The 23,930-nt window shown below is 71.3% G+C and carries 20 protein-coding genes; 16 read left to right on the forward strand and 4 right to left on the reverse strand.

The window, feature by feature from the left end; genetic code table 11:
* Window positions 1-168 precede the first annotated feature (168 nt).
* The 7 genes from FHU34_RS04405 (at window position 169) to FHU34_RS04435 (ending at window position 8,862) form a co-directional block, all read left to right on the forward strand.
* Window positions 169-1,368, forward strand: a complete 1,200-nt coding sequence (locus tag FHU34_RS04405) for a PP2C family protein-serine/threonine phosphatase (protein ID WP_145778819.1) — start codon at window positions 169-171, stop codon at window positions 1,366-1,368.
* Window positions 1,365-3,098: a sensor histidine kinase gene (locus FHU34_RS04410; protein ID WP_145778820.1), complete on the forward strand. Its 1,734-nt coding sequence runs from the start codon at window positions 1,365-1,367 to the stop codon at window positions 3,096-3,098. Before FHU34_RS04405 ends, FHU34_RS04410 begins: the two co-directional genes overlap by 4 nt.
* Window positions 3,095-3,547 (forward strand): response regulator, encoded by a 453-nt coding sequence (locus FHU34_RS04415; RefSeq protein WP_145778821.1) that lies wholly within the window; start codon window positions 3,095-3,097, stop codon window positions 3,545-3,547. The genes FHU34_RS04410 and FHU34_RS04415 overlap by 4 nt, the downstream gene beginning before the upstream one ends.
* A complete protein-coding gene (locus tag FHU34_RS04420; RefSeq protein ID WP_145778822.1) occupies window positions 3,540-4,349 on the forward strand; it encodes an inositol monophosphatase family protein in 810 nt (269 codons plus the stop codon). Before FHU34_RS04415 ends, FHU34_RS04420 begins: the two co-directional genes overlap by 8 nt.
* A gap of 185 nt (window positions 4,350-4,534) precedes the next feature.
* The gene (locus tag FHU34_RS04425) at window positions 4,535-5,551 is read left to right on the forward strand and encodes a coiled-coil domain-containing protein (RefSeq protein ID WP_425280516.1); all 1,017 of its coding nucleotides are present in this window, start codon (window positions 4,535-4,537) and stop codon (window positions 5,549-5,551) included.
* Window positions 5,552-5,587: 36 nt separating this feature from the next.
* Window positions 5,588-7,150: a fused MFS/spermidine synthase gene (locus FHU34_RS04430; protein WP_145778823.1), complete on the forward strand. Its 1,563-nt coding sequence runs from the start codon at window positions 5,588-5,590 to the stop codon at window positions 7,148-7,150.
* A 71-nt stretch (window positions 7,151-7,221) separates the two neighbouring features.
* Complete coding sequence (locus FHU34_RS04435) at window positions 7,222-8,862, forward strand: serine/threonine-protein kinase (RefSeq protein WP_145778824.1); 1,641 nt, start codon at window positions 7,222-7,224, stop codon at window positions 8,860-8,862.
* A gap of 41 nt (window positions 8,863-8,903) precedes the next feature.
* On the opposite strand, the gene FHU34_RS04440 is transcribed toward FHU34_RS04435, so the two are convergent.
* Window positions 8,904-9,572 (reverse strand): potassium channel family protein, encoded by a 669-nt coding sequence (locus tag FHU34_RS04440; RefSeq protein WP_145778825.1) that lies wholly within the window; start codon window positions 9,570-9,572, stop codon window positions 8,904-8,906.
* 182 nt (window positions 9,573-9,754) lie between these two features.
* The gene (locus FHU34_RS04445; RefSeq protein ID WP_145778826.1) at window positions 9,755-11,089 is read right to left on the reverse strand and encodes a TrkH family potassium uptake protein; all 1,335 of its coding nucleotides are present in this window, start codon (window positions 11,087-11,089) and stop codon (window positions 9,755-9,757) included.
* 142 nt (window positions 11,090-11,231) lie between these two features.
* Between FHU34_RS04445 and FHU34_RS04450 the strand changes: the two genes are divergently transcribed.
* Window positions 11,232-12,356: a glycerophosphodiester phosphodiesterase gene (locus FHU34_RS04450; protein ID WP_145778827.1), complete on the forward strand. Its 1,125-nt coding sequence runs from the start codon at window positions 11,232-11,234 to the stop codon at window positions 12,354-12,356.
* Between the two features lie 411 nt (window positions 12,357-12,767).
* On the opposite strand, the gene FHU34_RS33540 is transcribed toward FHU34_RS04450, so the two are convergent.
* A complete protein-coding gene (locus tag FHU34_RS33540) occupies window positions 12,768-12,851 on the reverse strand; it encodes a GntR family transcriptional regulator (RefSeq protein WP_244311889.1) in 84 nt (27 codons plus the stop codon).
* Between the two features lie 346 nt (window positions 12,852-13,197).
* Between FHU34_RS33540 and FHU34_RS04460 the strand changes: the two genes are divergently transcribed.
* From FHU34_RS04460 to FHU34_RS04480, 5 genes are read left to right on the forward strand one after another with little or no spacing between them, the layout of a single operon-like run.
* Complete coding sequence (locus FHU34_RS04460; protein ID WP_145778828.1) at window positions 13,198-14,397, forward strand: substrate-binding domain-containing protein; 1,200 nt, start codon at window positions 13,198-13,200, stop codon at window positions 14,395-14,397.
* A 3-nt stretch (window positions 14,398-14,400) separates the two neighbouring features.
* Entirely contained in the window at window positions 14,401-15,144 is a 744-nt protein-coding gene (locus FHU34_RS04465) for an ABC transporter ATP-binding protein (RefSeq protein ID WP_145778829.1), read from the forward strand.
* Window positions 15,144-15,869 carry an ABC transporter ATP-binding protein gene (locus FHU34_RS04470; RefSeq protein ID WP_145778830.1) on the forward strand — a complete coding sequence of 242 codons (726 nt, stop codon included), beginning with the start codon at window positions 15,144-15,146 and terminating at the stop codon, window positions 15,867-15,869. The genes FHU34_RS04465 and FHU34_RS04470 overlap by 1 nt, the downstream gene beginning before the upstream one ends.
* Window positions 15,869-16,759: a branched-chain amino acid ABC transporter permease gene (locus FHU34_RS04475; protein WP_088987511.1), complete on the forward strand. Its 891-nt coding sequence runs from the start codon at window positions 15,869-15,871 to the stop codon at window positions 16,757-16,759. Before FHU34_RS04470 ends, FHU34_RS04475 begins: the two co-directional genes overlap by 1 nt.
* Window positions 16,756-17,865: a branched-chain amino acid ABC transporter permease gene (locus FHU34_RS04480; RefSeq protein WP_145778831.1), complete on the forward strand. Its 1,110-nt coding sequence runs from the start codon at window positions 16,756-16,758 to the stop codon at window positions 17,863-17,865. The genes FHU34_RS04475 and FHU34_RS04480 overlap by 4 nt, the downstream gene beginning before the upstream one ends.
* 136 nt (window positions 17,866-18,001) lie before the next feature.
* Here the strand turns inward: FHU34_RS04480 and FHU34_RS04485 are convergent, their stop codons facing one another.
* Complete coding sequence (locus tag FHU34_RS04485) at window positions 18,002-18,823, reverse strand: hypothetical protein (protein ID WP_145778832.1); 822 nt, start codon at window positions 18,821-18,823, stop codon at window positions 18,002-18,004.
* A 142-nt stretch (window positions 18,824-18,965) separates the two neighbouring features.
* Here FHU34_RS04485 and FHU34_RS04490 point away from each other — a divergent pair, with 142 nt between their 5' ends.
* The 3 genes from FHU34_RS04490 (at window position 18,966) to FHU34_RS04500 (ending at window position 23,902) form a co-directional block, all read left to right on the forward strand.
* Complete coding sequence (locus FHU34_RS04490) at window positions 18,966-20,633, forward strand: AfsR/SARP family transcriptional regulator (protein ID WP_145778833.1); 1,668 nt, start codon at window positions 18,966-18,968, stop codon at window positions 20,631-20,633.
* Window positions 20,634-20,672: 39 nt separating this feature from the next.
* Window positions 20,673-22,793, forward strand: a complete 2,121-nt coding sequence (locus FHU34_RS04495) for a RecQ family ATP-dependent DNA helicase (RefSeq protein ID WP_145778834.1) — start codon at window positions 20,673-20,675, stop codon at window positions 22,791-22,793.
* A gap of 182 nt (window positions 22,794-22,975) precedes the next feature.
* Window positions 22,976-23,902, forward strand: a complete 927-nt coding sequence (locus FHU34_RS04500; RefSeq protein WP_145778835.1) for a hypothetical protein — start codon at window positions 22,976-22,978, stop codon at window positions 23,900-23,902.
* The last annotated feature ends 28 nt before the right edge of the window (window positions 23,903-23,930 follow it).

The raw sequence follows: 23,930 nt of genomic DNA on the forward strand, positions 1-23,930 counted from the left end.
GTCCATCCCCCTCCCCGCCCGCGCCGGAGGCGTCGTGTTGTGTGCGACCGTTGTCTAATACAGGATCAGCAGGGCACTCGGAAGGAGCCCGACATCACCAGCGAACTCCCGCGCCTCGCGGCGGTGACCCGGCCGACCCGGGGACCCGGTCTGACCGGTTCCCCTGTCGTGTCGTACCCGCATGGCGGCCTGGCGCGGCACGCCAACCTGCCACCGGGAGAGCGGTTGCGGGTGCTGCTGGTGGAGGACGACGAGGGTGACGCCTTCCTGGTCGGCGAGTTACTCGCCGAGACCAACTCGATGATCGACCTGGTGGTCGCCACCAGTCTCAGCGAGGCGCGGCAGCGGATCACGGACGTGGACTGCGTCCTGCTCGACCTGGGCCTGCCCGACGCGCAGGGGTTGGACGGGCTGCGCCAGGTGCTGGAGATGTCCAGCGGTGCCGCGGTCTGTGTGCTGACCGGCCGTTCGGACGAGCACCTGGGTGTCGTCGCGGTCGCCGAGGGCGCGCAGGACTACCTGGTCAAGGGTCAGGTCGATGGGGTGTTGCTGACCCGGGCACTGCGCTACGCCGTGGAGCGCAAGCGCGCCGACGTGAACGCCCGCCGGCTGCGCGAGGTCGAGCTGCGCCAGGCCGAGTCGGCCCGCCTCGAACGCGGCCTGCTGCCACAGCCGCTGATGACGACCGACCAGGTGGCGGTGCACACCTTCTACCGGCCGGGCCGGCACGCCGCGCTGATCGGCGGGGACTTCTTCGACGTGGTGCAGACCCGCCCGGACCGCCTCGACCTGATCGTCGGCGACGTCTGCGGGCACGGGGTGGACGAGGCCGCGCTCGGCGTCGAGCTGCGGGTGGCCTGGCGGGCCCTGGTGCTCGCCGGAGTGCCGGACGACGAGGTGCTGCCCGCGCTGGAGCAGGTGCTGATGAGCGAACGCCGCCTTCAGGAGATCTTCGCGACCGTGGCCACCGCCAGACTGGACCTGGACGCCAACCGGGCCACCGTCCGACTCGCCGGGCACCCGCCGCCGCTGCTGCTCTCCGGTGGCCGGGTCGCCCCGGTGCCCGCGCCCGGTGGCCGGCTGCTGGGCGTACGACCCCGCCGGCCGATCGCCTACGACCTGGAGTTCGACACCGATGACTGGTCCCTGCTGATGTACACCGACGGCCTCATCGAGGGGCGGGTGGGCGAGGGCAACGAACGCCTCGACGTGCCGGGTCTGAGCGGTCTGCTCGGCGAACCGGCCAACCGCGAGGTGTCGCTGACCGAGCTGCCGGCCTGGCTGGTCGGTCGGGCCGAGCGGCTCAACGGTGGCCCGCTCGCCGACGACGTGGCCATGCTGCTGGTCAGCCGGGGAGGTGGCCGGTGAAGCCGGTGGTCGGCGGCTGGAGTCTGCGCCGCCGGGTCGTCACCCTGCTCACCGTCGTGGGTGTGTTGCTGATCGGTCTGGCCGCCGCGGAGGCGGCGGTGGCGGCCCGCAACCGCACCCAGATCGACGCCGTTCTGAATCAGACCGGCCCGTTGCGGGTGCAGTCGCAGGAACTGCTCAACGCGTTGCTCGATCAGGAGACCGGGATCCGCGGGTACGCGGTCAGCGGTGACCCGGCCGACCTGAATCCCTACCGGGAAGGGCTCGCGCAGGAGACGAGCGTCGTCACCTCGATGCGGGCGCTGCTCGACGACTATCCGCAGATCGGTCAGGAGTTGCGGACCGTCGAGCAGCGCAGCTCGCAGTGGCGGCAGTCGGTCGCGGAACCGGTGATCAGCACCACCGAGCAGAGCGGCACCAGAGCCGGGCAGGCGTTGATTACCGAAGCGGCCCGACAGCAGTTCGACCAGGTGCGCGCTGCGGTGAACGACCTCCAGGCGGAGATTCTGACCGCTCGTGAGCAGGCCGCGACCGATGTGCGGACCAGCAGTAACGTCCTGGTCGTCCTGCTGATCGTCGCCGCCCTCGTGGTGGTCGTGGCCGGCGCCGTGCTGCTGCTCTCGCTGGACCGGATGGTGATCCGGCCACTGACCGGCCTGGCCAACCAGGTCCGCGAGGTCGCCGAGGGCGACTACCAGCACCGCATCTCCACCGTCGGCCCGCCGGAGTTCATCCGGCTCGGCGACGACGTGGACGCGATGCGCCAGAAGATCGCCGCCGACCTGGCCGAGGTGCGGGGCGCGCGCGAGCGCATCGAGTGGGTCAACAGCCAACTCCAGAAGCAGGCCGAGGAGCTGACCCGGTCCAACCGTGACCTGGAGCAGTTCGCGTACGTGGCCTCGCACGACCTGCAGGAGCCGCTGCGCAAGGTGGCCAGCTTCTGCCAGCTGCTCCAGCGCCGCTACGCCGGGCAGCTGGACGAGCGGGCCGACCAGTACATCGCGTTCGCGGTGGACGGCGCCCAGCGCATGCAGCGTCTGATCAACGACCTGCTCGCGTTCTCCCGGATCGGCCGGCTCACCACCGGCTTCGTCGAGGTCGACCTGAACAAGGTGATGGGCGACGTGGCCGGGCAGACCGAGGCCGCCCGGCAGTACGCCGACGCTGAGCTGACCTGGACCGACCTGCCGGTGATCTCGGGTGAGGAACCGCTGCTCACCAACCTGTTGGCCAACCTGGTCAGCAACTCGATCAAGTTCCGCCGGGCCGACGTGCTGCCCAAGGTGCACGTCTCGGCCCGTCTGGTGGGCGCCGAGTGGGAGATCAGCTGCGAGGACAACGGCATCGGGATCGAGCCGGAGTTCGCCGACAAGATCTTCGTGATCTTCCAGCGGCTGCACTCGAAGGACGCGTACCCGGGCACCGGCATCGGGCTGGCCATCGTCAAGAAGATCGTCGAGTACCACGGCGGCCGGGTCTGGGTGGACACCGACGTGCCGGAGGGCACCGCGATCCGCTTCACCCTGCCGGCGCTGCCGGCGGACGTGGAGGCGGCTGCCGCCGTCGAGTCGCCGGACCAGCCACCCGCTCTGCCGGAGGGCGACACGACGCCCCCGAACAAGGCTCCGGCAGCGCTGGCCGAGCAGTCCGACGGGACGGACCGGCCGGACCGGGCCGACGAGCCGTCGGGAAGCGGTAGAACGGGTGACATGAGGGAGACGGTGGGATGACCGCGCCGGCGGATGGCAAGAGCCCGATCGAGGTCCTGCTCGTCGAGGACGACCCGGGTGACGTGCTGATGACCCAGGAGGCGTTCGAGGAGCACAAGCTGCGCAACCGGCTGACCGTCGTCTCCGACGGTGCCGAGGCGCTCGCCTACCTGCGGCGGGAGGGTCAGTACGCCGACGCGGTCCCGCCCGACCTGATCCTGCTCGACCTCAACCTGCCCCGCCGCGACGGCCGGGAGGTGCTCGAAGAAATCAAGAAGGACGAGGAGCTGCGTCGGATCCCGGTCGTGGTGCTCACCACCTCCCAGGCCGACGAGGACATCCTGCGCAGCTACCAGCTGCACGCCAACGCCTACGTGACCAAGCCGGTGGACTTCGAGCGCTTCATCTCGGTGGTCCGCCAGATCGACGAGTTCTTCGTCAGCGTGGTCAAGCTGCCGCCGCGTGGCTGACACCCTGCTCGACGACGTCGGTGACCTCCTCCGGGAGGCCGCCGACCAGGTCGTGCTGCCGCTGTTCCGCAAGCTCGACGACGACGACGTGTCGGAGAAGGCACCCGGTGAGGTGGTCACCGTCGCCGACCGTCGCGCCGAGGAACTGCTCTCGGCGGGGCTGCGTCGGCTCCGGCCGGGCTCGATGGTGGTCGGCGAGGAAGGCGTCGCCGACGACCCGGGGCTGCTGCGGCACCTGCGCGACGGCGGGGACGTCTGGTTGGTCGACCCCGTCGACGGCACCGCCAACTTCGCTGCGGGACGCCGACCGTTCGCCCTGATGGTGTCGCTGCTGACCGACGGGCGACCGGCCGCCGGCTGGATCCTCGACCCGCTCGCCGACACCCTCGCCGTCGGCTCGGCGGACGACGGCACCCTGCTCAACGGCCGACCGGTGGACCGCACCACCTCGACCCCACCACTGGGCGAGCTGCGCGGGGCGGCGATGACCCGGTTCCTGCCGCCGGAGACCCGGGACCGGGTCCGCGCCGGCGGTCGGCAGCTCGGTGAGCTGCTGCCCGGCCAACACTGCGCCGGCCGGGAGTACCTGGACATCCTCACCGGAGAGCAGCAGTTCGTCCTCTTCTGGCGCACCCTGCCGTGGGACCATGCGCCGGGCACCCTGCTGGTCCGCGCCGCCGGTGGCGTCGCCCGCCGTTTCGACGGCGCCGACTACCACCCGGCCGACGACGACCGCGGCCTGCTCGTCGCCGCCAACGAACAGGTCTGGGCCGAGGTCCGCGACGCCCTCCTCGACAGCTGATCCGCGCCCTGCGCGACGACGCCGAAACGCTCTGTCGACATCTGGGCGGCCCGGCGGTCGAGGGGCTGGTCACCAGGCCGTCGTCCGGTATCGTGACCGGCGGTCTCCGCCAGCAGGCCGCCGACAGGCGCCGGCGGGGACGCCGCCGCAGTTGGTTCACCGGCGGTCGACGGAAGGACGCTTTCGTGCCCAGGACCAGGCTTCGCCCGCGGCTCGGCCGCCGCGCCCTGTTCGCTCTGCTCGCCACCGTCGCGTTGGTGCTCGGCGGTGCCGCCGTGCCCGCGTACGCGGAGCCCGGCGAGGGCGGCAGCAAGAAGCTCCAGGACGCTCTCGAGTTGACCGCCAAGGGCCACATCGAGGCGAAGGCCAAACTGGACAACTCCAAGCGCCGCCAGACGGCGCTGGCCGGCGAGCTGACGACTGTCGAGGGTCGGATGGTCGGGCTGACCGCCCAGGTGGGCGAGGTAGCCGCACAGTCGTACCGGGTCGGCCGGCTCACCCCGGCGACGATGTTGCTCAACACCAGCACGCCGCAGGCGTTCCTGGAACGAGTGAGCGACCTCGACCTGATGGCCCAGCGCGACGCCAAGCGGCTGCGTGACCTCGTCGAGGCCAAAGAGCAGGCGCAGCAGGCCAAGGTCGCCATCGACGCCGAGGTCCGCGAGCAGCAGAAGCAACTCGCCGTGATGGCGAAGAAGAAGAAGGAGGCCGAGGCCGCGCTCGCCGAGGTCAGCTCGGGCAGCAGCAGCGGTTTCAGCGGCGGCAGCTCCGTCTCGGCGACCCCGGCCCCGCGTAACTCGGACGGGTCCTGGCCGTCGGAGTCGTGTTCGGTGAAGGACCCGACCACGTCCGGCTGCATCACCCCGCGCACCCTGAACGCGCTCAAGCAGACCCAGGCGGCCGGCTACAAGCGGCACGTCTCCTGCAAGCGCAGCGGCGGTGGTGGCGAGCACCCGAAGGGTCGGGCCTGCGACTTCTCGGCCGCCACGAACGGCTTCGAGGACAAGAACGCGACCGGCGGCGACAAGTCGTACGGGGACAGCCTGGCCGCCTGGCACGTGCGCAACGCCGACCGCCTCGGGGTGCTCTACGTGATCTGGTACCGGCAGATCTGGCATCCCGGCACGGGGTGGCGCTCGTACAGCGGCAGCGGCAGCCCCGCCGCATCCCACACGAACCATGTTCATCTCTCGATGTACTGACCCGAAGCACCAGCTTCGCTGCGTACCATCGCGACGATGAGCTCCCCACCGTCCGACGTAACGGCCCCACCAGCGTCCCCGGCCTCGCCCGCTCCGGTCACCGGCCGGGCGTTGCCCAATGGTCTGGCTGCCTTCCTGGTCTTCTTCTCCAGCGGGGCCGTGCTGGTGCTGGAAACCGTCGCGCTGCGCCTGGTCGGCCCGTACGTCGGGGTGACCCTCCAGGTGACCAGCTCGGTGATCGGCATCGCGCTGGCCGCCATCGCGTACGGGGCGTGGTCCGGTGGTTGGCTGGCCGACCGGCGCAACCCGCGTGGCCTGCTGGCGCCGGCGCTGGTGCTGGCTGGCATCGCCACCGCGATCACCCTGCCGGTGGTCCGCTACGCCGGTGAGGTGCTGCGCGGCGGGGCGGCCAGCGGCATCCTGCTGCTGGTGGCGCTGGCCGTGTTCGTGCCGGCCGCGCTCCTGGCCGCCGTCACCCCGCTGGTCGTGAAGCTCCAACTCGCCGACCTACGCCGCACCGGCCAGGTGGTCGGTCGACTCTCCGGGATCGGCACCCTGGGCGGCATCACCGCCACCCTGCTCACCGGATTCGTGCTGGTCGCCGCGCTGCGCAGCACTGTCATCCTGCTGACCCTCGCGATCGCGCTCGGGCTGGTCGGTATCGGTCTCGGCTGGTACCTGCGCCGGCAGGAGCCCACCGAACTGCCCGGCCCCGCCCGGACCAGGGCCGCGTTGGCGGTCCTCGGCCTGGTCGGGGCGGGGCTGACCACGATCGCGCCGAACCCGTGCGACATCGAGACGGCGTACCACTGCGCCCGGGTCGCGTCGGACCCGGACCGGCCCACCGGTCGGACGCTCCTGCTCAACTCGGCCCAGCACTCGTACGTGGACCTCGCCGACCCGAAGCACCTGGAGTACGCGTACACGAAGTGGATCGGTGCGGTCGCCGACGTCGCCGCGCCGGCCGGGCAGCGACTGGACGCGCTGCACCTGGGCGGCGGCGGGTTCACCGTCCCGGGCTACCTCACCGCCACCCGGCCGGGCACCGAGAACGTGGTGTTCGAGATCGACGGCGGCCTTGTCGAGCTGGGCAAGCAGGAACTGGGCGTACGCACGGGGCCGGAGCTGCGGGCGGTGGTGGGTGACGCCCGGATGCTGGTGGCCGGCGAACCGACGGACAGCCGGGACCTGGTCGTCGGTGACGCGTTCGGCCACCTGGTGGTGCCGTGGCACCTGGCCACCCGGGAGATGGCGGCCGAGATTCGGCGGGTGACCCGCCCCGGCGGGGTGTACGTGCAGAACGTCATCGACTACCCGCCACTGCGGTTCATCCGCGCCGAGCTGGCCACCGTTGCGGCGGAGTTCCGGCACGTCGCGTTGATCGCGCCGCCGGAGGCACTCGCCGAACAGCAGGGCGCCAACTTCCTCATCGTCGGCTCGGACGCGCCGCTGCCGCTGGAGGCCGTTCGCGCTCGGCTGAGCGAGGTGGACCCCAAGGTCAGCCTGCTCTCCGGCGCGGAGCTCACGGAGTTCGTCGGCTCGGCGCTGGTGTTGACCGACGACTACGCCCCGGTGGACCAACTCTTGGCGACCGCCTGATCGGGTGACTTTCCTGACCGATTCCGATCCAACAGGTGTAGGTGTGTCCAGCCTGGGCAACAACGGCCACCATGGGCGGTGGGGACCGGAACAACGCGCAACTCCTCGATGAGCGGTACCGGCTCGTCGAGCAACTCGGCGCGGGCGGCATGTCGGTGGTCTGGCGTGGCTACGACGAGGTGTTGGGACGCCAGGTCGCGGTGAAGGTGCTGGCCTCGCGGCTGGCCAGCGACCGGGCCTTCCGGCACCGGATCCGGGTGGAGGCGCAGGCCGCGGCGCGGCTCTGCCACCCCAACATCACCAATGTGTACGACTACGGCGAGTCCGAGCAGGTCGGCCTGACCGTGCCGTACGTGGTGATGGAGTTGGTCGACGGAGCCTCACTCGCCAACCGGTTGGGCCGGGAGGTCAGTCTGCCGTGGCGGGAGGCGGTGACCATCGGCGCCGAGGTCAGCTCGGCGCTGGCCACCGCGCACGCGCGTGGTGTGGTGCACCGTGACGTCACCCCGGGCAACGTGATGCTCACGCCGACCGGTGTGAAGGTCGTCGACTTCGGCATCTCCGCGCTGGTGGGGGAGAGCGAGAAGGGCCCGGACGGCGCGCTGCTCGGCACCCCCGCGTACCTCGCTCCGGAGAGGTTGGACAACGGCCAGGTCTCCCCGGCCACCGACGTGTACGCCGTCGGTCTGCTGCTCTACCGGATGCTCACCGGTCGACTGCCCTGGCAGGCCAACACGACCACGCAGATGCTGCGCGCGCACATGTACAACGACCCGGACCCGATGCCGCCGGTGCCCGGTCTGCCGGACGAGGTGACCGACCTGGTGCGGCGGTGCCTGGCCAAGCGGCCCGGTGACCGCCCGGCGACCGCGGAACTGGCCCGGACCCTCGCCGAGGCGGCCGGGATGCTTGCCGCGGTGCCGGTCTCGCCGGCCGCCGGGCAACTGGACCCGGCTGCGCTGGCCAACGCGGGCACGACGATCCTGCCGTGGTCCGCGGCGACCGACGCGTTGCCGCTGTCCCGCACCCGCAACCGGAGCCGGCGGATGGACCGGCGTCGCCGGCGGGTGGAGGCCGGGGTGGCAGCCGTCGGCCTGATCGCTGTCACCGGCGCCATGTGGGGCTTCACCTCGCGCAGCCCGGCCAGCGGCGACGACCGGCCGACCACCGAGGCGCGGATGGGCCTGCCGCAGGCGGCGACCTGCGACGTCACGTACGCGCTGCGGGCCGACACCGGCAAGGACTTCGCCGCCGAGCTGACAGTGACCAACACCGGCAAGCAGGAACTCCGGGACTGGACGATGAACTTCACGTTCCCCGGCCAGCAGACCGTGACGAAGGCCGAGCCGACGTCGGTGCAGCAGCAGGGGAGCACGGTGCTGATCCGACCCGCGGCCCAGCGCACCACTTTGGCGCCCGGCGCCGCCGAGAAGCTCACCCTGTCCGGCACGTACAGCGGGGCCAACCCGCTGCCGGTGGAGTTCCGACTCGGTGACGTGACCTGCGGGGTACGCGTCTCCGGGGTGGCCGGCAGCGTCCCGTCCACCGCACCGGCGACGACGGCGGCCACCACGAAGGCACCGCCGAAGAAGGCGACGACTCCCAGCGGCGCCGGCGGTGGCACCGCCCAGAAGGCGAAGCCGCCGAAGCCCGGAAAGGGGCCCGGGAAGGCCGGCGAGGCCAAGGGGCAGGGTGGTCCGGGAAAAGGGTGAAGGCCCCTGAGGGGCACGGTGGGCCGAAGAAGAAGTGATGGTCAGCGTCGCCCCGCGAACCGCTGGACCTGGTCGATCCCGCCCTCCACGATCAGCACCCCGCCCTGCGTGAGGGTCGTGTCGTCCGAGGCGTACCGGAAACGCTCGCCGGGCACCTTCGCGCCGATCACCCGGACCCCGGAACGCTCGTCCGGGCGCAGGTCGAGCAGGGTGCGCCCGACGAACGACTCCGGAACCCGGACGGTGGCGATCGCGAAGTCGTCGTCGAACTCGACGAAGTCCAGCAGCCGGCTGACGATCAGGTGCGCCACCCGGTCACCGGTCTCCGCCTCCGGGAAGATCACGTGGTGCGCGCCCACCGACGACAGGATCTTGGCGTGTTTCTGCGAGGTGGCCCGCGCCCAGATCTGCGGCACACCCAACTCGACCAACGCCAGCACGGTGAGGACGCTCGCCTCCACCGACGCCCCGATGGCCACCACCGCCCGGGCGAAACTGGCGACGCCGAGCTGACGGAGCGCCCCCTCCTCGGTGGAGTCGGCCTGGACCACCCGGTCGATCTTGTCGGAGAAGCGCTGGACCTGGGCCGGGTTGCGGTCGACGGCCAGCACCTCGCGGTCCATCCGGGTGAGCGACGCGGCCAGGTGGCAGCCGAAGCGACCCAACCCGATCACCACGATCCCGCCGCCGTCAGATCGTCTCGCGGACACCTCGACCCTCCTCGTCTCTCGGGCATGTTTCATAAGAGCTGGCCGGCCTGCGGCGGGCCCGGACGACGCCCGGCGGCGTTGCGGTCGCGTCCGGATACAACACCGGTATCCGGACGCGACCGCGCCTTGCCGGATCGCCGCCCGGACTCCGCCTCGGCTCGGCCGCCCTTATGAAACATGCCCTAACCGACAATTGGTTGTTCCTGGGGGTAGCGGTAGAGCCTGCGTCGGGTGTTCAGGGCGATCGCCGACCCCAGGGTGAGCGGCCCGACCCGGCCGATGAACATCAGCACGGTCAGCACGAGTTGGCCGCTGGCCGGCAGTTCAGCCGCGAGACCGACGGTGAGCCCGGTGGTGCTGAACGCGGAGGTGACCTCGAACAGGGCAGCGACGAACCGCACACCCTCGGTGAGCAGCAGCAGGAGCATCGTCCCGGCCGTGACCAGCGCGACGCTCAGCAGAGCCACCGTGACGGCCTGTCGCTGGCTGGCGGTGGCCACCCGGCGGTGCCCGACCGTCACGTCCGGCTCGCCGCGCAGCTCCGCCCAGATGGTGAACCCGAGCAGGAAGAACGTGGACACCTTGATCCCCCCGGCCGTGCTGGCGCTGCCGCCGCCGATGAACATCAGCACGATCAGCAGCGGATAGCTCTCCTCCTGGAGGTCGGCGATGTTGAGCACGTCGTAACCGCCGGTGCGGCTCAACGCGATCTGGGTGAACGACGCGAGAGTCTTGCCGGCGGCGTCGTACGAGCCGATGGTGCTGGCGTTGGTCCACTCGGCGGCGAGCAGGCCGGCGAAGCCCAGCAGCAGTAGGGCGAGGCTGCCCCAGATGGTCAGCTTCGTGGCCACCACCCACCTCGCCGGCTTGCGCCACTCACGAACCGCCTCGAACAGGGCCGGAAACCCGAGACCGCCGACGATGGCACCCAACGCCAGCGGCAGGGACACCCACGGATCGCGGGCGAAGCCCAACAGTCCGTCGCTGTAGAGCGCGAATCCGCAGTTGTTGAACGCCTGGACAGCGTGGAACCCCCCTGACCAGAGGGCCCGTCCCGGCCCGTAGTCGTACGCCCACCAGAGCCGGCCGGCTACCACGGCGGTCATCACCGCCTCGCAGGCGAAGACGGTCACCGCAATCCGACGCAGCAGCCGGGCCACGTCGCCGATCCCGAACTCCGCCGTCTCGGCCTGCACCAGCAGCCGGTTGCGCAGGCCCAGTTGGCGCGAGACCACCAGGATGACCAGCGCCGCGGCGGTGAGGATGCCGAGTCCGCCGAGCTGGGTGAGCAGGGTGATCACCACCAGGCCGGGGCCGGACCAGTAGTTGGGGGTGTCGTTGATCGCCATTCCCGTCACCGAGACCGCCGAGGTGGCGGTGAACAACGCGGTGACCAGTGGCGGACGTTGGTGATCGACTGTTGCCCAGCGCGCCATCAGCAGCCCGGTGCCCAGCAGGATCGGCACCAGGAACCCCAGCGGCACCAGCCGCACGGGATTGCGAAGGAACCAGCGCACCAGACAATCTTCCTTTTCCGGACCGATGTCGGAGCGGGAACGCCCATTCCGGAGATTCACCTGCCGGTCAGTCGTCGACCAACTCCCGGCCAACCGCGGGCGGTCTGCTGTCCGCGACACCCTTCGATGACAGGAGACGGCGTTGCGACGTACCCTCTCGACCCTCGGCGTGGCCGGCGCGCTGCTCGCCGCCGCCGCCGTGGCCGTGCCCACGATGGCCGCCGCCGAGCCCTCGACCGGCGCGGACCGCACCCGGGCGAACGACCGTCCGATCGTGATCGGTCACCGAGGTGCCAGCGGCTACCGGCCGGAACACACCCTGGAGGCGTACCGGCTGGCGATCCGGATGGGCGCCGACTACATCGAACCGGACCTGGTGTCGACGTCCGACGGCGTGCTCGTCGCCCGGCACGAGAACGAGATCTCCGGAACCACCGACGTGTCGGCCCACCCGGAGTTCGCGGCCCGCAAGGCGACCAAGGCCATCGACGGTGTCGCCGTGACCGGCTGGTTCACCGAGGACTTCACACTGGCCGAGCTGAAGACGCTGCGAGCCAAGGAACGACTGCCGCAGGTCCGGGTGGCGAACACCGCCTTCGACGGCCGTTTCGAGGTGCCCACCCTCCAGGAGGTCATCGACCTGGCCCGTACCGAGGGGCGGGCACGGGGCCGCACCATCGGTATCTACCCGGAGACCAAGCACCCGACCTACTTCACGTCGATCGGCAAGCCGTTGGAGGAGCCGCTGCTGAAGGTGCTGCGGCAGAACAAGCTGGACCGCAGGAACTCGCCGGTCTTCATCCAGTCGTTCGAGACGGCGAACCTGCGTCGCCTGAGCCGACTCACCGACGTGAAGCTGGTGCAGTTGCTCGACGCCACCGGCCGCCCGTACGACTTCACCGTCGCCGGTGACACCCGCAGCTACCAGGACCTCGTCACGCCGGCGGGGTTGAAGTGGATCGCCGGGTACGCCGACGGCATCGGCGCGAACAAGAACCTGCTGGTGCCCCGGGACGCGGCCGGCAACCTGCTCGCCCCCACCAACGTGGTACGCGACGCGCACCGCGAGCGGCTGCTCGTGCACTCCTGGACGTTCCGCGCGGAGAACCAGTTCCTCCCCGTGGACTTCCGGATCGGCACCGATCCCAACGCTCGCGGCGACATCACGGCCGAGTACGAGCTCTTCCTGGGTCTGGGCCTGGACGGCGTCTTCAGCGACCACCCGGACACCGCCGTCGCCGCCCGCGCCGGCCTCGCCGACAACTGACCCCGCCGGCCTCGCCGGGAACCGACCTCGGCCGGAGCTGATCCGCTACGGTCGATCGCTGGGCCGATCACGCCCGGCCCAGACGCTGGCCCGTCGTCCGCCACCCGGACTGCGGGCCAGCGGCACATCCGGGGTACGCCGCGCCCGCCCCACGCAGCCTCGCGCCGGTCAAGCGCCCGCCGCGGTCCGGCCCCCGCAAGATCACGCTGGATCCAGGATGTAGTGGCATCGCCGCGAGTTCGAGGCCCCTACAACCACGATCGAGCACGATCTTCGAGGAATCGACTCGGACGCGGCAGCAACTTCACTGATGTTGCTGCCTTGAGGCGGGTTGAGACAGCAACAACAGGGATGTTGACGCAATCTTCGCCTGCTCGCGGGGGTGGAGGAGTTACCTCCCGGGCTGATCGGTCACATAGGTGTGCCGCGGCCGGGCTGGCCGGTGATCAGCTCGCGGTCGTGAAGTAGCGAGAGCGCCCGCGAGGCTGTGTTCATGTGCACGGCATAGGTCTCGGCGAGTTTCCGGATGGAGGGCAGTTTGTCGCCCGGCTTCTTCTGCGACAGCCTGCTCGACGGTCGTCGGCGCTGCCCGCGCCCGGCGGCCCATGACGGTCCCTGTGGTTGACCGATCGGGGCAGATGGGGCGAGGCGACACAGACCTCGGGTGGTCCGTGGGGGTTCGGGCCACCGGGAACGACGACGCTCCGGTGGTCGTGCGGGCCGTTGTAACCCCGGGCCACCTCATTCCTGTTACTTGTGTGTTTCTGCCACATAGCTCGTGGGTGACGTCACTTCTAGCGTGAGCCGACAACACAGCATCCTGTCCTCACCTGGAGTCGCGATGACGGTCCGGCACACGCGGCGGGCGTTCCTGTCCGCCGCCACGATGATGGCCGCGGCGCTGGCCGCCACGGCCTGTGGTAGCCCGCAGGACACCGCCACCGGCGGCGGCGACAGCGCCGCGCCGGTCAAGGTCGGCTTGGTGTACTCCCAGTCGGGTGCCCTGGCCAGTTATGGGAAGCAGTACATCGAGGGGTTCAAGGCCGGGCTCGACTTCGCCACGAAGGGCACCGGCAAGGTCGGTGACCGGAAGATCGAGTTGACCGAGGTCGACGACGCGGGTGACCCGGCAAAGGCGGTCTCCGCAGCGAAGGACCTGATCGGCAAGGGCACGAAGATCATCGCCGGTTCCACCGCCTCCGGCGTGGCGTTGCAGGTCGCGCCGATCGCGGCGCAGAACAAGGTCCTGTTCATCAGTGGACCGGCCGCCACCGACGCGGTGACCGGCGCGAACAAGTACACGTTCCGTTCCGGCCGGCAGTCCTACCAGGACGTGGTGACCGCCAAGTCGTTCATCGGCGACCCGGCCGGCAAGAAGGTAGTGGTCTTCGCTCAGGACGGCGCGTTCGGCGACGCCAACGAGGCGGCCGTCAAGGCCGTCATCGGTGGGGCGGGCGCCACCGTGAGCAGTGTCCGGGCCCCGGCCAGCGCCACCGAATTCACCCCGTTCGCCAGCCAGATCAAGACCGCCAAGCCGGACTTGCTCTTCGTGGCCTGGGCCGGCACCACCGCCCCGGCCATGTGGCAGACCCTCGACCAGCAGGGTGTGCTCGCGTCCACCACTGTGGTCACGGGTCTGGACATCCGCGCCTCGTGGCCGACCTTCGGTGCTGCCGGCACCAAGATCTCCTTCCTGTCGCACTACTTCGACGGTGCCAGCGACACCGAGGCCAGCAAGGCGCTGAAGGCGACTGTCAACACCATCGACCTGTTCCACCCGGACGGCTTCGCCGCCGCTCAGATGGTGGTCCGGGCGGCGCAGGAGGGCGGGGACGACGTCGACAAGATGGTCACCGCTCTGGAGGGCTGGAGCTTCGACGGGGTCAAGGGCAAGATGACCATCCGGGCCGCCGACCACGCGCTGCTCCAGCCGATGTTCCAGGCCAAGCTTGCCGGCAGCGGCACCGCGTTCACGGCCACCGCGCAGAAGAGCCTCACCGGTGACGAGACCGCGCCACCGGCCGTGGCCATGAAGGGCTGACCCATGCTCGCCACCCGCGGTCTGACCTGGCGGATCGGTGAGGTCGCCATCGTCGACAGCGTCTACCTCGACCTCGAGCCCGGGGAGTTCCTGGGCGTGATCGGGCCGAACGGCGCCGGCAAGACCTCACTGTTCAACCTGATCACCGGCCTGCGTCGGGCCACGGAGGGCCGGATCACCCTGGACGGGCAGGACATCGGGGCGCTTCCGCCGCACCGGCGTGCCCGCCTGGGGCTGGGCCGTACCTTCCAGGCGTCCTCGGTCTTCGGCTCGCTCAGCGTGCGGGAGAACGTCCGGCTCGCCGTGCAGGCGCACCGCGGGGGCTCGATGGCACTGTGGCGGCGGGCGGCGGCCGACCGGGAGGTGGCCGCCGCCGCCGACGCGGCGCTGGACCGGGTCGGCCTCGCCCACCGGGGTACGGCACTCGCCGGCACCCTGGCCCACGGCGAGAAGCGCAAGTTGGAGATCGCCCTGCTGCTCGCCGGTGAACCCCGGGTGATGCTGCTGGACGAACCGATGGCCGGGGTCAGCGCCGAGGACATCCCGGAACTGGTCGCCGTCATCAAGTCCCTGACCGGCGACAGCGGTCGGGCGGTGCTGATGGTCGAGCACCACATGGACGTCATCCTGGAGCTGGCCGACCGGATCGCCGTCATGCACCACGGCGCGCTGCTGGCCTGCGACACCCCGGAGACGGTGATGGCCAACCCCACAGTGCAAGAGGCCTACCTGGGGGAGTCGCTCTAATGGAACCCGTTCTCAGTGTGGAGGACCTGTCGGTCCGGATCTCCGGACTGCACATCCTCCAAGGCGTGTCCTTCACTGTCGCCCCGACCGGCGTGACGGTCCTGCTGGGCCGCAACGGCGTCGGCAAGACCACCACGCTGCGCGCCATCCTCGGGCTCACCCCGCCCGCCGGGGAGGTCCGCGGCACCATCCGGATGGGCGCGCAGAGTCTGCTGAGCCAGCCCACCCACCGGCTGGTCCGCGGTGGGCTCGGCTACGTGCCGGAGGACCGGGACGTGTTCGCCGGCCTCACCGTCGCCGAGAACCTCCGGCTCGCCGAACGGCGCGGCACCAGCCCGGCGTACGACAAGGTCTTCGCGCTCTTCCCGGAGCTGGACCGGCGCGGACGGCAACGGGCCGGCTCGCTCTCCGGCGGCCAACAGCAGATGCTCGCGATCGGTCGGGTGCTGCTCAACGACAACCGGCTGCTGCTGGTCGACGAGCCGACCAAGGGGCTGGCGCCGAAGGTGGTGACCGAGGTGGCGGAGGTGCTGGAACGGGTGGCGGAGTCGGTGCCGGTGCTGCTCGTCGAGCAGAACCTGGCTGTCGTACGCCGGCTGGCCCGTGATGCGGTGGTGCTAGCCGCCGGCAAGGTGGCCTGGACCGGCGACGCCCACGAGCTGCTGTTGGAGACGGCGTTGACCAAGTCGCTGCTGGGTGTCGGCTCGGCGGAGGTGAAACACTGATGGGCACCGTGATCCTGTTGGCGTTGACCGGGCTCGGCCTGGCGGCGCTGTACTTCCTCGTCGCCTCCGGCCTGTCCCTGGTCTTCGGCCTGGCCGACGTGCTCAACTTCGCGCACGGGCTGTTCCTCGGCGTCGGCGCGTACGGCACCTGGTGGGCGGCGGGCAACCTGCCGGGCGCGGGCCCCGACGGGTTCGGCTTCGTGTTGGCTGTCGCGTTCGGAGTGGCCGCCGGCACGCTGGTGGCGATCCTGGTCGAGCTGGTGCTGATCCGTCCGCTCTACTCCCGCACCATCGAGCAGGTGCTGGTCACCGTCGGCCTGTCGCTGGCCGGGGTGGCGCTGTTGCAGGCCACCTGGGGTGCGGACGCCCGTCCGTTCCCGCGCCCCGACTGGACCCGGCAGGTGACCGGGATCCTCGGCGCGCAGGTGCCGAACGGCGGCCTGCTGCTGATCATCGCGGCGGTGCTGGTGCTCGGCGCGATCCTGGCGTTCCTGCGCTGGACCCGGTACGGCCTGGTGATCCGGGCCGGGGTGGAGAACCGGGAGATGGTGACCGCGCTCGGCATCGACGTGCGCAAGGCGTTCACGCTCGTCTTCGCGATCGGCGGGGCGGCAGCGGCGCTCGCCGGGGCGCTGGGCGGTGTCTACTTCGGCACCGTCTCGCCCGGCCAGGGCAGCTCACTGCTGATCTTCGCGTTCATCGTGGTGGTGATCGGCGGGATGGGCTCGGTGGTCGGCTCCGCGTACGCGGCGGTCGTGGTCGGGCTGGTGCAGCAGTTCGTCAACTACTACGGCACGTCCGGGCTGGGCGACATCTGCGTGGTCGGGCTGCTGGCCGTGGTGCTGCTGCTGCGCCCGCAGGGCATCGCCGGAAAGGTGGCAACGGCATGACGGTGATCGACGCGCCTCCCGCGCAGGTGCCGGACGAACTGACCCCGCAGCGGGGGCGGTGGCACCGGGTCCGCCCGTTCCTGCCGCTCGTCGCGCTCGTCGTGCTGGCGATCCTGCCGTACTCGACGATCTCCCTGCCGGGGATCTTCGAGGGGCCGGTCAACTCGCCCGGCACCCTGCAGATCCTCGCCATCTGCCTGATCTTCGGCGGGCTGGCGGCCGGATACGACCTGCTCTTCGGCCGGACCGGGATGCTCTCCTTCGGGCACGCGCTGTACTTCGCCGCCGGCGTCTACGGCACCGACATCCTCGTCACCCGGGCCGGGCTGCCGCTGTGGCAGGCAGCCCTGCTGACCGTCACCGGCGGCACGATCCTCGCCGCGCTGCTCGGAGCGGTGGCCCTGCGGACCGTGGGCATCGCGTTCGCCATGGTCACGCTGGCCTTCGCGCAGGTCGGGGCGATCCTGGTGGCCCGGGACTTCGGCGGGCTCACCGGAGGCGAGGAGGGCCTGCCGCTGGACGTGTCCGGGTTGCCCGCCGGCCTGGTCGGGGTGACGAACACCGTCAACCTGTACTGGCTGGCACTGGCGTACCTGACGCTCGTGGTCTTCGTGGTGCACCGCGTCAGCGGGTCGCCGACCGGTCGGGTGCTCGCCGGTCTGCGTGACGACGAACGGCGGATCGGTGTACTCGGGTTGGACCCGTACCGCTACAAGCTGGTCGCGTTCACGCTGGCCGGTGGGTTGGCGTCGGCGGGCGGGGTGGTCTACGTCCTGATCGTCGGCGGCGCGTCGCCGCACATCACGTCCTCCGAGCTGACCCTGTCGCTGCTGGTCATGGTGGTGCTCGGTGGGCCGGGCACCCGGTGGGGGCCGGTGCTCGGAGGTGTCCTCTACATGTACCTGGACCACCGGCTCACCGCCTTCGGCACCAGCGACGCCGTCGACAGCCTGCCGGCTGTCCTCAGTCACCCGTTGAGCCAGCCGCTGTTCGTCCTGGGGACGGTCTTCATCCTGGCCGTCTACTTCTTCCCCGGCGGCCTGGCGGGCCTGGCCCCCCGCGTCGCCCACCTGACCCGCTCCCTCCGCCCCCGCCCCCGCCCCTGACCCCGCCCCCGCTGACCCCGACCGTGTTGATCAAGAGGTTTGCGTCAGGATTCGGCCGAACGATGACGCAAACCTCTTGATCAACAGGGATTGGGCGGCGGCCCCCCGTGTGGCCGCCGCCCTCCGGTGGTGTGGGTCAGCCGTTGAGCATTTCGTACGCCATCGTCGGGGCCTTGGTGGCGGCGTTGCCGGTGGGGACGGTGATCTTCGGGGCATTGCCGTAGTCGGCGTAGTTGATGACGTAGTCGTACGCCTTCGCCTTGCCGGCGGCCGGAATCTTCAGCGTCAGCGACGCCAGGTGCTTGTCCGCACCGACCACCGCCGTGAACGGCACCTTCTTCGCCGCCTCGCCGAGCGCCGCCGCCTCGCCGTCGTCCAGCGCCTTCGCCGCCTCCGCCTCGCTCACGTCGATGAACCCGACGTACTGCCCGGGGCTCTTCTCCTCAACTGACGTCGCCGCCTGGATGAGCGGGCCGGCGTTGCCCTGGTCCACGCCGTCGTAGGTCGGGATGCTCGCGGCGTCGGTCAACTTCGCCCGGTCCAGCTTCATCCACTTGTCGGGGAACTTCGGCAGGCCGGAGCGGCCGCTGAACTTCGCCTTCACCCAGTTCTGGTCCTCGATCACCAGGAACGACATCTTCACCACGATGCCGTCCGAGTCGGGCGGCATGTTCATGTTGAGCTCGAACGCCTTGGCCGTCGGATCGATCCGGCCGTTAATGGTGCTCGTCGAATCCTTGCCGCTGAACCGGAACGCCCCCTCGGAGCCGTCCGGTACGGCGTCCAGGAGCGCGTCCTTCGGGTTGACGCTGGGGCTGGCGGCCGGGCTGTTCTGCGGTGCCGCGGCGGGCTCGTCCTTCGTCCCGCAACCCCCGAGGAAGGTGGTCGCTGCCAGTGCGGCGGCGATCGTGCCGACCGTCCGCCCGAAGGTGCCGGCGGTGCCCGTTGCCTGTGTCATCGCATGTCTCTTTCTCGCTGCGTGGCTTCTGCCGACGACGATGTTGCGGACCATCACGGCGGTCCGGCTGCCGATATGCTGCCGTCCGGCTGCCGGGCACTGCCGTCCGGTGCTCACGGGGGTGTCAGGAGCGGAAACTCGCATGTCAGGACAGCTGCGTTTCGAGATCCTCGGGCCTCAGCGGGCCTGGTACGCCGACCGGGAGATCGACCTCGGTCCGGGCAAACAGCGCGCGGTGCTCGCCGTGCTGCTGCTCGCCCCGGGCCGTCCGGTGTCCACCGGGCAGATCATCGAGGCGGTCTGGCCGGAGGATCCGCCCGCGAACGGCCCCAACGTCGTGCAGAAGTACGTCGCCGGGCTGCGCCGGGTGCTGGAGCCGGACCGTTCGCCGCGTACGCCCGGGCAGGTGTTGAGCCTGACCGATGCCGGCTATCTGCTCCGGGTCGACCCGGAGGCGGTGGACGCGATCCGCTTCGAGCGGGGCGTCCAGGCCGCCCGGCGGCACGCGTCGGAAAGCCCGGAGGAGGCGCTGGCCGAGCTGACGGATGCTCTGGCCCGGTGGCACGGGGAGCCGTTCACCGGCTTCTCCGGTGGTGTGTTCGAGGCCGCCAGGCACCGCCTGGTGGAGCTACGGGCCGTCGCCCTGGAGACCCGCGCGGAGCTGGAACTGGACAGCGGGCGGCACCGCGAGACGGTCGGTGAGCTGGTCGAGTTGGTGGCCGAGTTCCCGGTCCGGGAGCGGCTGCGCCACCAGTACATGCTCGCGCTGTACCGAAGCGGTCGGCAGGCCGAGGCACTCGCTGCGTACCGGGACATCGACAGCCTGCTCCGCGAGGAGCACGGCATCGGGCCCGGCGAGGCGCTCCGGGAGCTGCACGCGCGGATCCTGCGGGCCGACCCGACCCTCACCGCCGGTGTCCCGAACGCAGGGCGACCCGCTCCGGCAGTCCCGGTCCAGGCGACAGTCCCGGCCCCGGCGCCCGTCCCGCCGGCCCCGGCGCCCGTTCCTCACTACGCGGATCTGCCCTCGCCGCTCCAACCCGCACGTGACGGTCTGCCCGCCGGCTCGCCTTCGCCGTTCGCTGTCGAACAGCCACGCCGGGAGCGGCACCCGCTACCAACGTGGGTGAGCACCACCACCACAGTCCTCGGGACCCTCCTGGCACTCGTGTCGTTCGGCACCGGGACCTGGCTGGTGGTGCTGGCGTACGCGGTGCGACGGCGCAGTCGACGGCTCGGCCTCGCGGCCCTCGGCTACTTTCTCACCGCGACGCTGCTGGTCGTCATGATCGCCACCGATGACCTGGAGACGGAGGACTCGCCGGCGGAGGTGTTCTCCGGGCTCGGCGTGATCTTTCTCTGCTGGCTGGTGGGCTCCGCGCACATAGTCCTGCTCAACAGTTGGGTCTGGGGACGGATTACCGGACGGCCGCGCGTGGCGCAGGCCCTCGAGGAGGAGCGCCGGATTCGCCGCCAGCAGGCGCGCAACCTGCTGCACCGCTACCCCTCGGCACGTCTGGAGTTCGCGATCGGCCGACCGGACCTGCCCCGCGCCTTCGACGACGGCGGGCTCGTCGACGTCAACGCCGTACCCGATCAGGTGCTCGCCACGCTGCCCGGGCTCACCGATGCGCAACGCCGGCAGGTGGCGATGGACCGGTGGGTACGCGGCCCGTACGGGTCGATGGAGGAGTTGGCGGCGCGTTGCCCGCTTCCGGTCGCGGCCACCGAGGCGCTCCGCGACGTCCTGCTCTTCCTGCCGGTGCACACTCCCGTGACGACGCGGTCGGAGCGTTTCGGGCCCCGTTGACCGTGGGGGTTCCCCGGCGATGGCTGGTAGAAATGCCGGATGAGCCACGATCGAGCAGCGGTACGGGAGCGGGCCGAGGCGGTGCTGCGCCGGCTGGCCGGTGACCACGCTCGGCTGCGCGAGGACCAGTGGCGGGCCATCGAGGCGCTGGTCGTCGACCGGCGGCGGGTGCTCTGTGTGCAGCGCACCGGTTGGGGCAAGTCGGCTGTCTACTTCGTGGCCACCGCCCTGCTGCGAGACGGCGGGGAGCACGGCCCCACGGTGATCGTCTCGCCGCTGCTGGCGCTGATGCGTAACCAGGTCGAGGCGGCGGCCCGGGCCGGCATCCGGGCCCGCACGATCAACTCGGCGAACCTGGACGAGTGGGACGAGATCACCGCCGAGATCCAGACCGGGGCCGTGGACGTGCTGCTGATCAGCCCGGAACGGCTCAACAACCCGGACTTCCGTGACGGCGTACTGCCCAAGCTGGCCGCGACGACCGGGCTGCTGGTGGTCGACGAGGCGCACTGCGTCTCCGACTGGGGGCACGACTTCCGCCCCGACTACCGGCGGCTGCGCACGTTCCTCGCCGAGCTGCCCGAGCGCACCCCGGTGCTGGCCACCACCGCCACCGCCAACTCCCGGGTCACCGAGGACGTGGCCGAGCAGTTGGGCGACGCACTCGTCCTGCGCGGCACCCTGGACCGCGAGTCGCTGCGCCTCGGGGTGCTCGACCTGCCCAGCCCGGCGCACCGGCTGGCCTGGCTCGCCGACCACCTGGATCAGCTGCCCGGCTCGGGGATCGTCTACACGCTGACCGTTGCGGCGGCGGGGGAGACCGCCGAGTTCCTGCGCTCCCGGGGCTACCCGGTGTCCTCGTACACCGGGCAGGTCGAGGACGCCGACCGGCGGGCCGCCGAGCAGGACCTGCTCGACAACAAGATCAAGGCGCTGGTCGCCACCAGCGCGCTCGGCATGGGCTTCGACAAGCCCGACCTGGGCTTCGTCGTCCACCTCGGCGCGCCACCGTCGCCGATCGCGTACTACCAGCAGGTCGGCCGCGCCGGTCGCGCCGTGGAGCACGCCGAGGTCCTGCTGCTGCCCGGTGCGGAGGACGCCGCGATCTGGCGATACTTCGCCTCGCTGGCGTTCCCGCCGGAGCAGCAGGTCCGGGCCGTGCTGGCCGCCCTGCACACCGACCGCCCGCTCTCCACCCAGGCCCTCGAACCCCTCGTCGACCTGCGCCGGGCCCGGTTGGAGCTGATGCTCAAGGTTCTCGACGTGGACGGCGCGGTCCGCCGGGTGCGCGGTGGTTGGCTCGCCACCGGCGAGCCCTGGACCTATGACGAGGCCCGGTTGCGCCGCGTCGCCGAGGCGCGCACCGTCGAGCAACAGGCCATGCGGGAGTACGCGACCACGTCCGACTGCCGGATGCGGTATCTACGGGAACGCCTGGACGACACCGGGGCGACCGACTGCGGTCGGTGCGACAGGTGCGCCGAGCCCCTCTTCGTCGCCGACGTGTCGACGGCCGCTCTCGCCGCCGCGCAGACCTTCCTGGGCCGGCCCGGTGTGGAGATCGCCCCGAAGAAGCTCTGGCCGACCGGGCTCGACGCGGTGGGCGTACCCCTCAAAGGCCGGATCGCCCCCGCGGAGCAGGCCCTGCCGGGCCGTGCGGTCGGGCGTCTCTCCGACCTGGGTTGGGGTGGCCGGCTGCGGGATCTTGTCGGCCCGGAGGCGCCCGACGGGCCGGTGCCCGACGACGTGGCCGGCGCCGTGGTGGAGGTGCTGAAGGCGTGGGCGCACGGCGACGACCCGTGGCCCCGCCGGCCGGTGGCCGTGGTCGCGGTCGGCTCCCGGCGGCGGCCCCGGCTGGTCGGGTCGCTCGCCGAGCGGATCGCCGCCGTGGGCCGGCTGCCGCTCCTCGGCCAGGTCACGCCAGCTGGTGCGGGCGGCACCGGTGGGCCGCGCGGCAACAGCGCCCAACGGGTACGCGCGCTGCACGACACCTTCACCGTGCCGACCGAGCTGGCCGACGCCCTGGCTGGCCTGGACGGCCCGGTGCTCCTCGTCGACGACCTGATCGACTCGGGTTGGACGATGACGCTCGTGGCTCGGGCACTGCGCCGGGCCGGCGCACCCGACGTGCTCCCGCTCGCCCTCGCCGTCGCCGGGTGACGCCCGCTTCGGTGCCGGTCGGTGGAGAAGTTCCCGGGCGGCGTCGAATGCGATCGTCGCCACGCCGTCCGGGCGTCGGTCCGGGTCGGCCGGGCGCGACGGTACCGTGGGCGGCATGACCGACCAGCAGCCCGACACCCGCGCCGCCTTCGACCAGGGGGTTCACGTGCTGGGTGTCGGCGGTGCCTGACCAGGTCTCCGCCGCGCCGGACCGGGCCACACTCCGGCTGGCCCTGGTGGTCGGCGGGTTGGTGCTGGCGGTCCTGCTCGGTTTCGGCCTCGGCCGGCTGAACGAGGGTGGCACCACCGCCGGCGTCCCTTCCCTGGCCGCCGAACACACCGACCCACCGGGCATCGGCCCGCACAACCACGGCACCGCCACGGGCACCGACCAGGGCGCGCCCACCGAGCCGGGTGGCCTGGCGGTCAGCTCGGCCGGGCTCACCCTGGTGCCGCTGTCCACCGACTTCACGGCCGGTCGCCCCGGTCAGCTCCGCTTCCAGGTACGCGACGTGCAGCGTCGGCCGGTCACCCGCTTCGCCGTCGTGCACGACAAGCCGATGCACCTCATCGTCGTACGCCGGGACCTGACCGGCTACCAGCACCTGCACCCGACCATGGCGGCCGACGGCACCTGGTCGGTGCCGTTGACCCTCGCGCAGTCCGGCGTCTGGCGCGCGTACACCGACTTCACCGTCGTCGCGGACACCGGCGCGCAGACCGCGGTGACCCTCGGCGCGGACCTGGTGGTGCCCGGTGACTACCAGCCTCGCCCGCTGCCGGGACCGGCCACCTCGACGACGGTGGACGGGTTCACGGTCGGCTACCAGGGCACCCCGCAGGCCGGGACGACAGTGCCACTGACCTTCCGGGTCGACGGCGAGGGCGGAGCCGCCCCGCTGGAGCGTTACCTCGGGGCGTACGGGCACCTGGTGGCACTGCGCGAGGGCGACCTCGGCTACCTGCACGTGCACCCGGAGCCGGAACTGCTGGACGGCCAGATCAAGTTCTGGCTGACCACCCCGGGGCCGGGCCGCTACCGCCTCTACCTCGACTTCCAGGTAGGCCCCACGGTCCACACGGCGGAGTTCACCCTCACCGTCCCCTAAAGCCCCACCCGCCCCTGCCCGCCCCCTC

It is taken from the genome of Micromonospora taraxaci (assembly GCF_007830095.1).
GTDB classification, from domain to species: domain Bacteria; phylum Actinomycetota; class Actinomycetes; order Mycobacteriales; family Micromonosporaceae; genus Micromonospora; species Micromonospora taraxaci.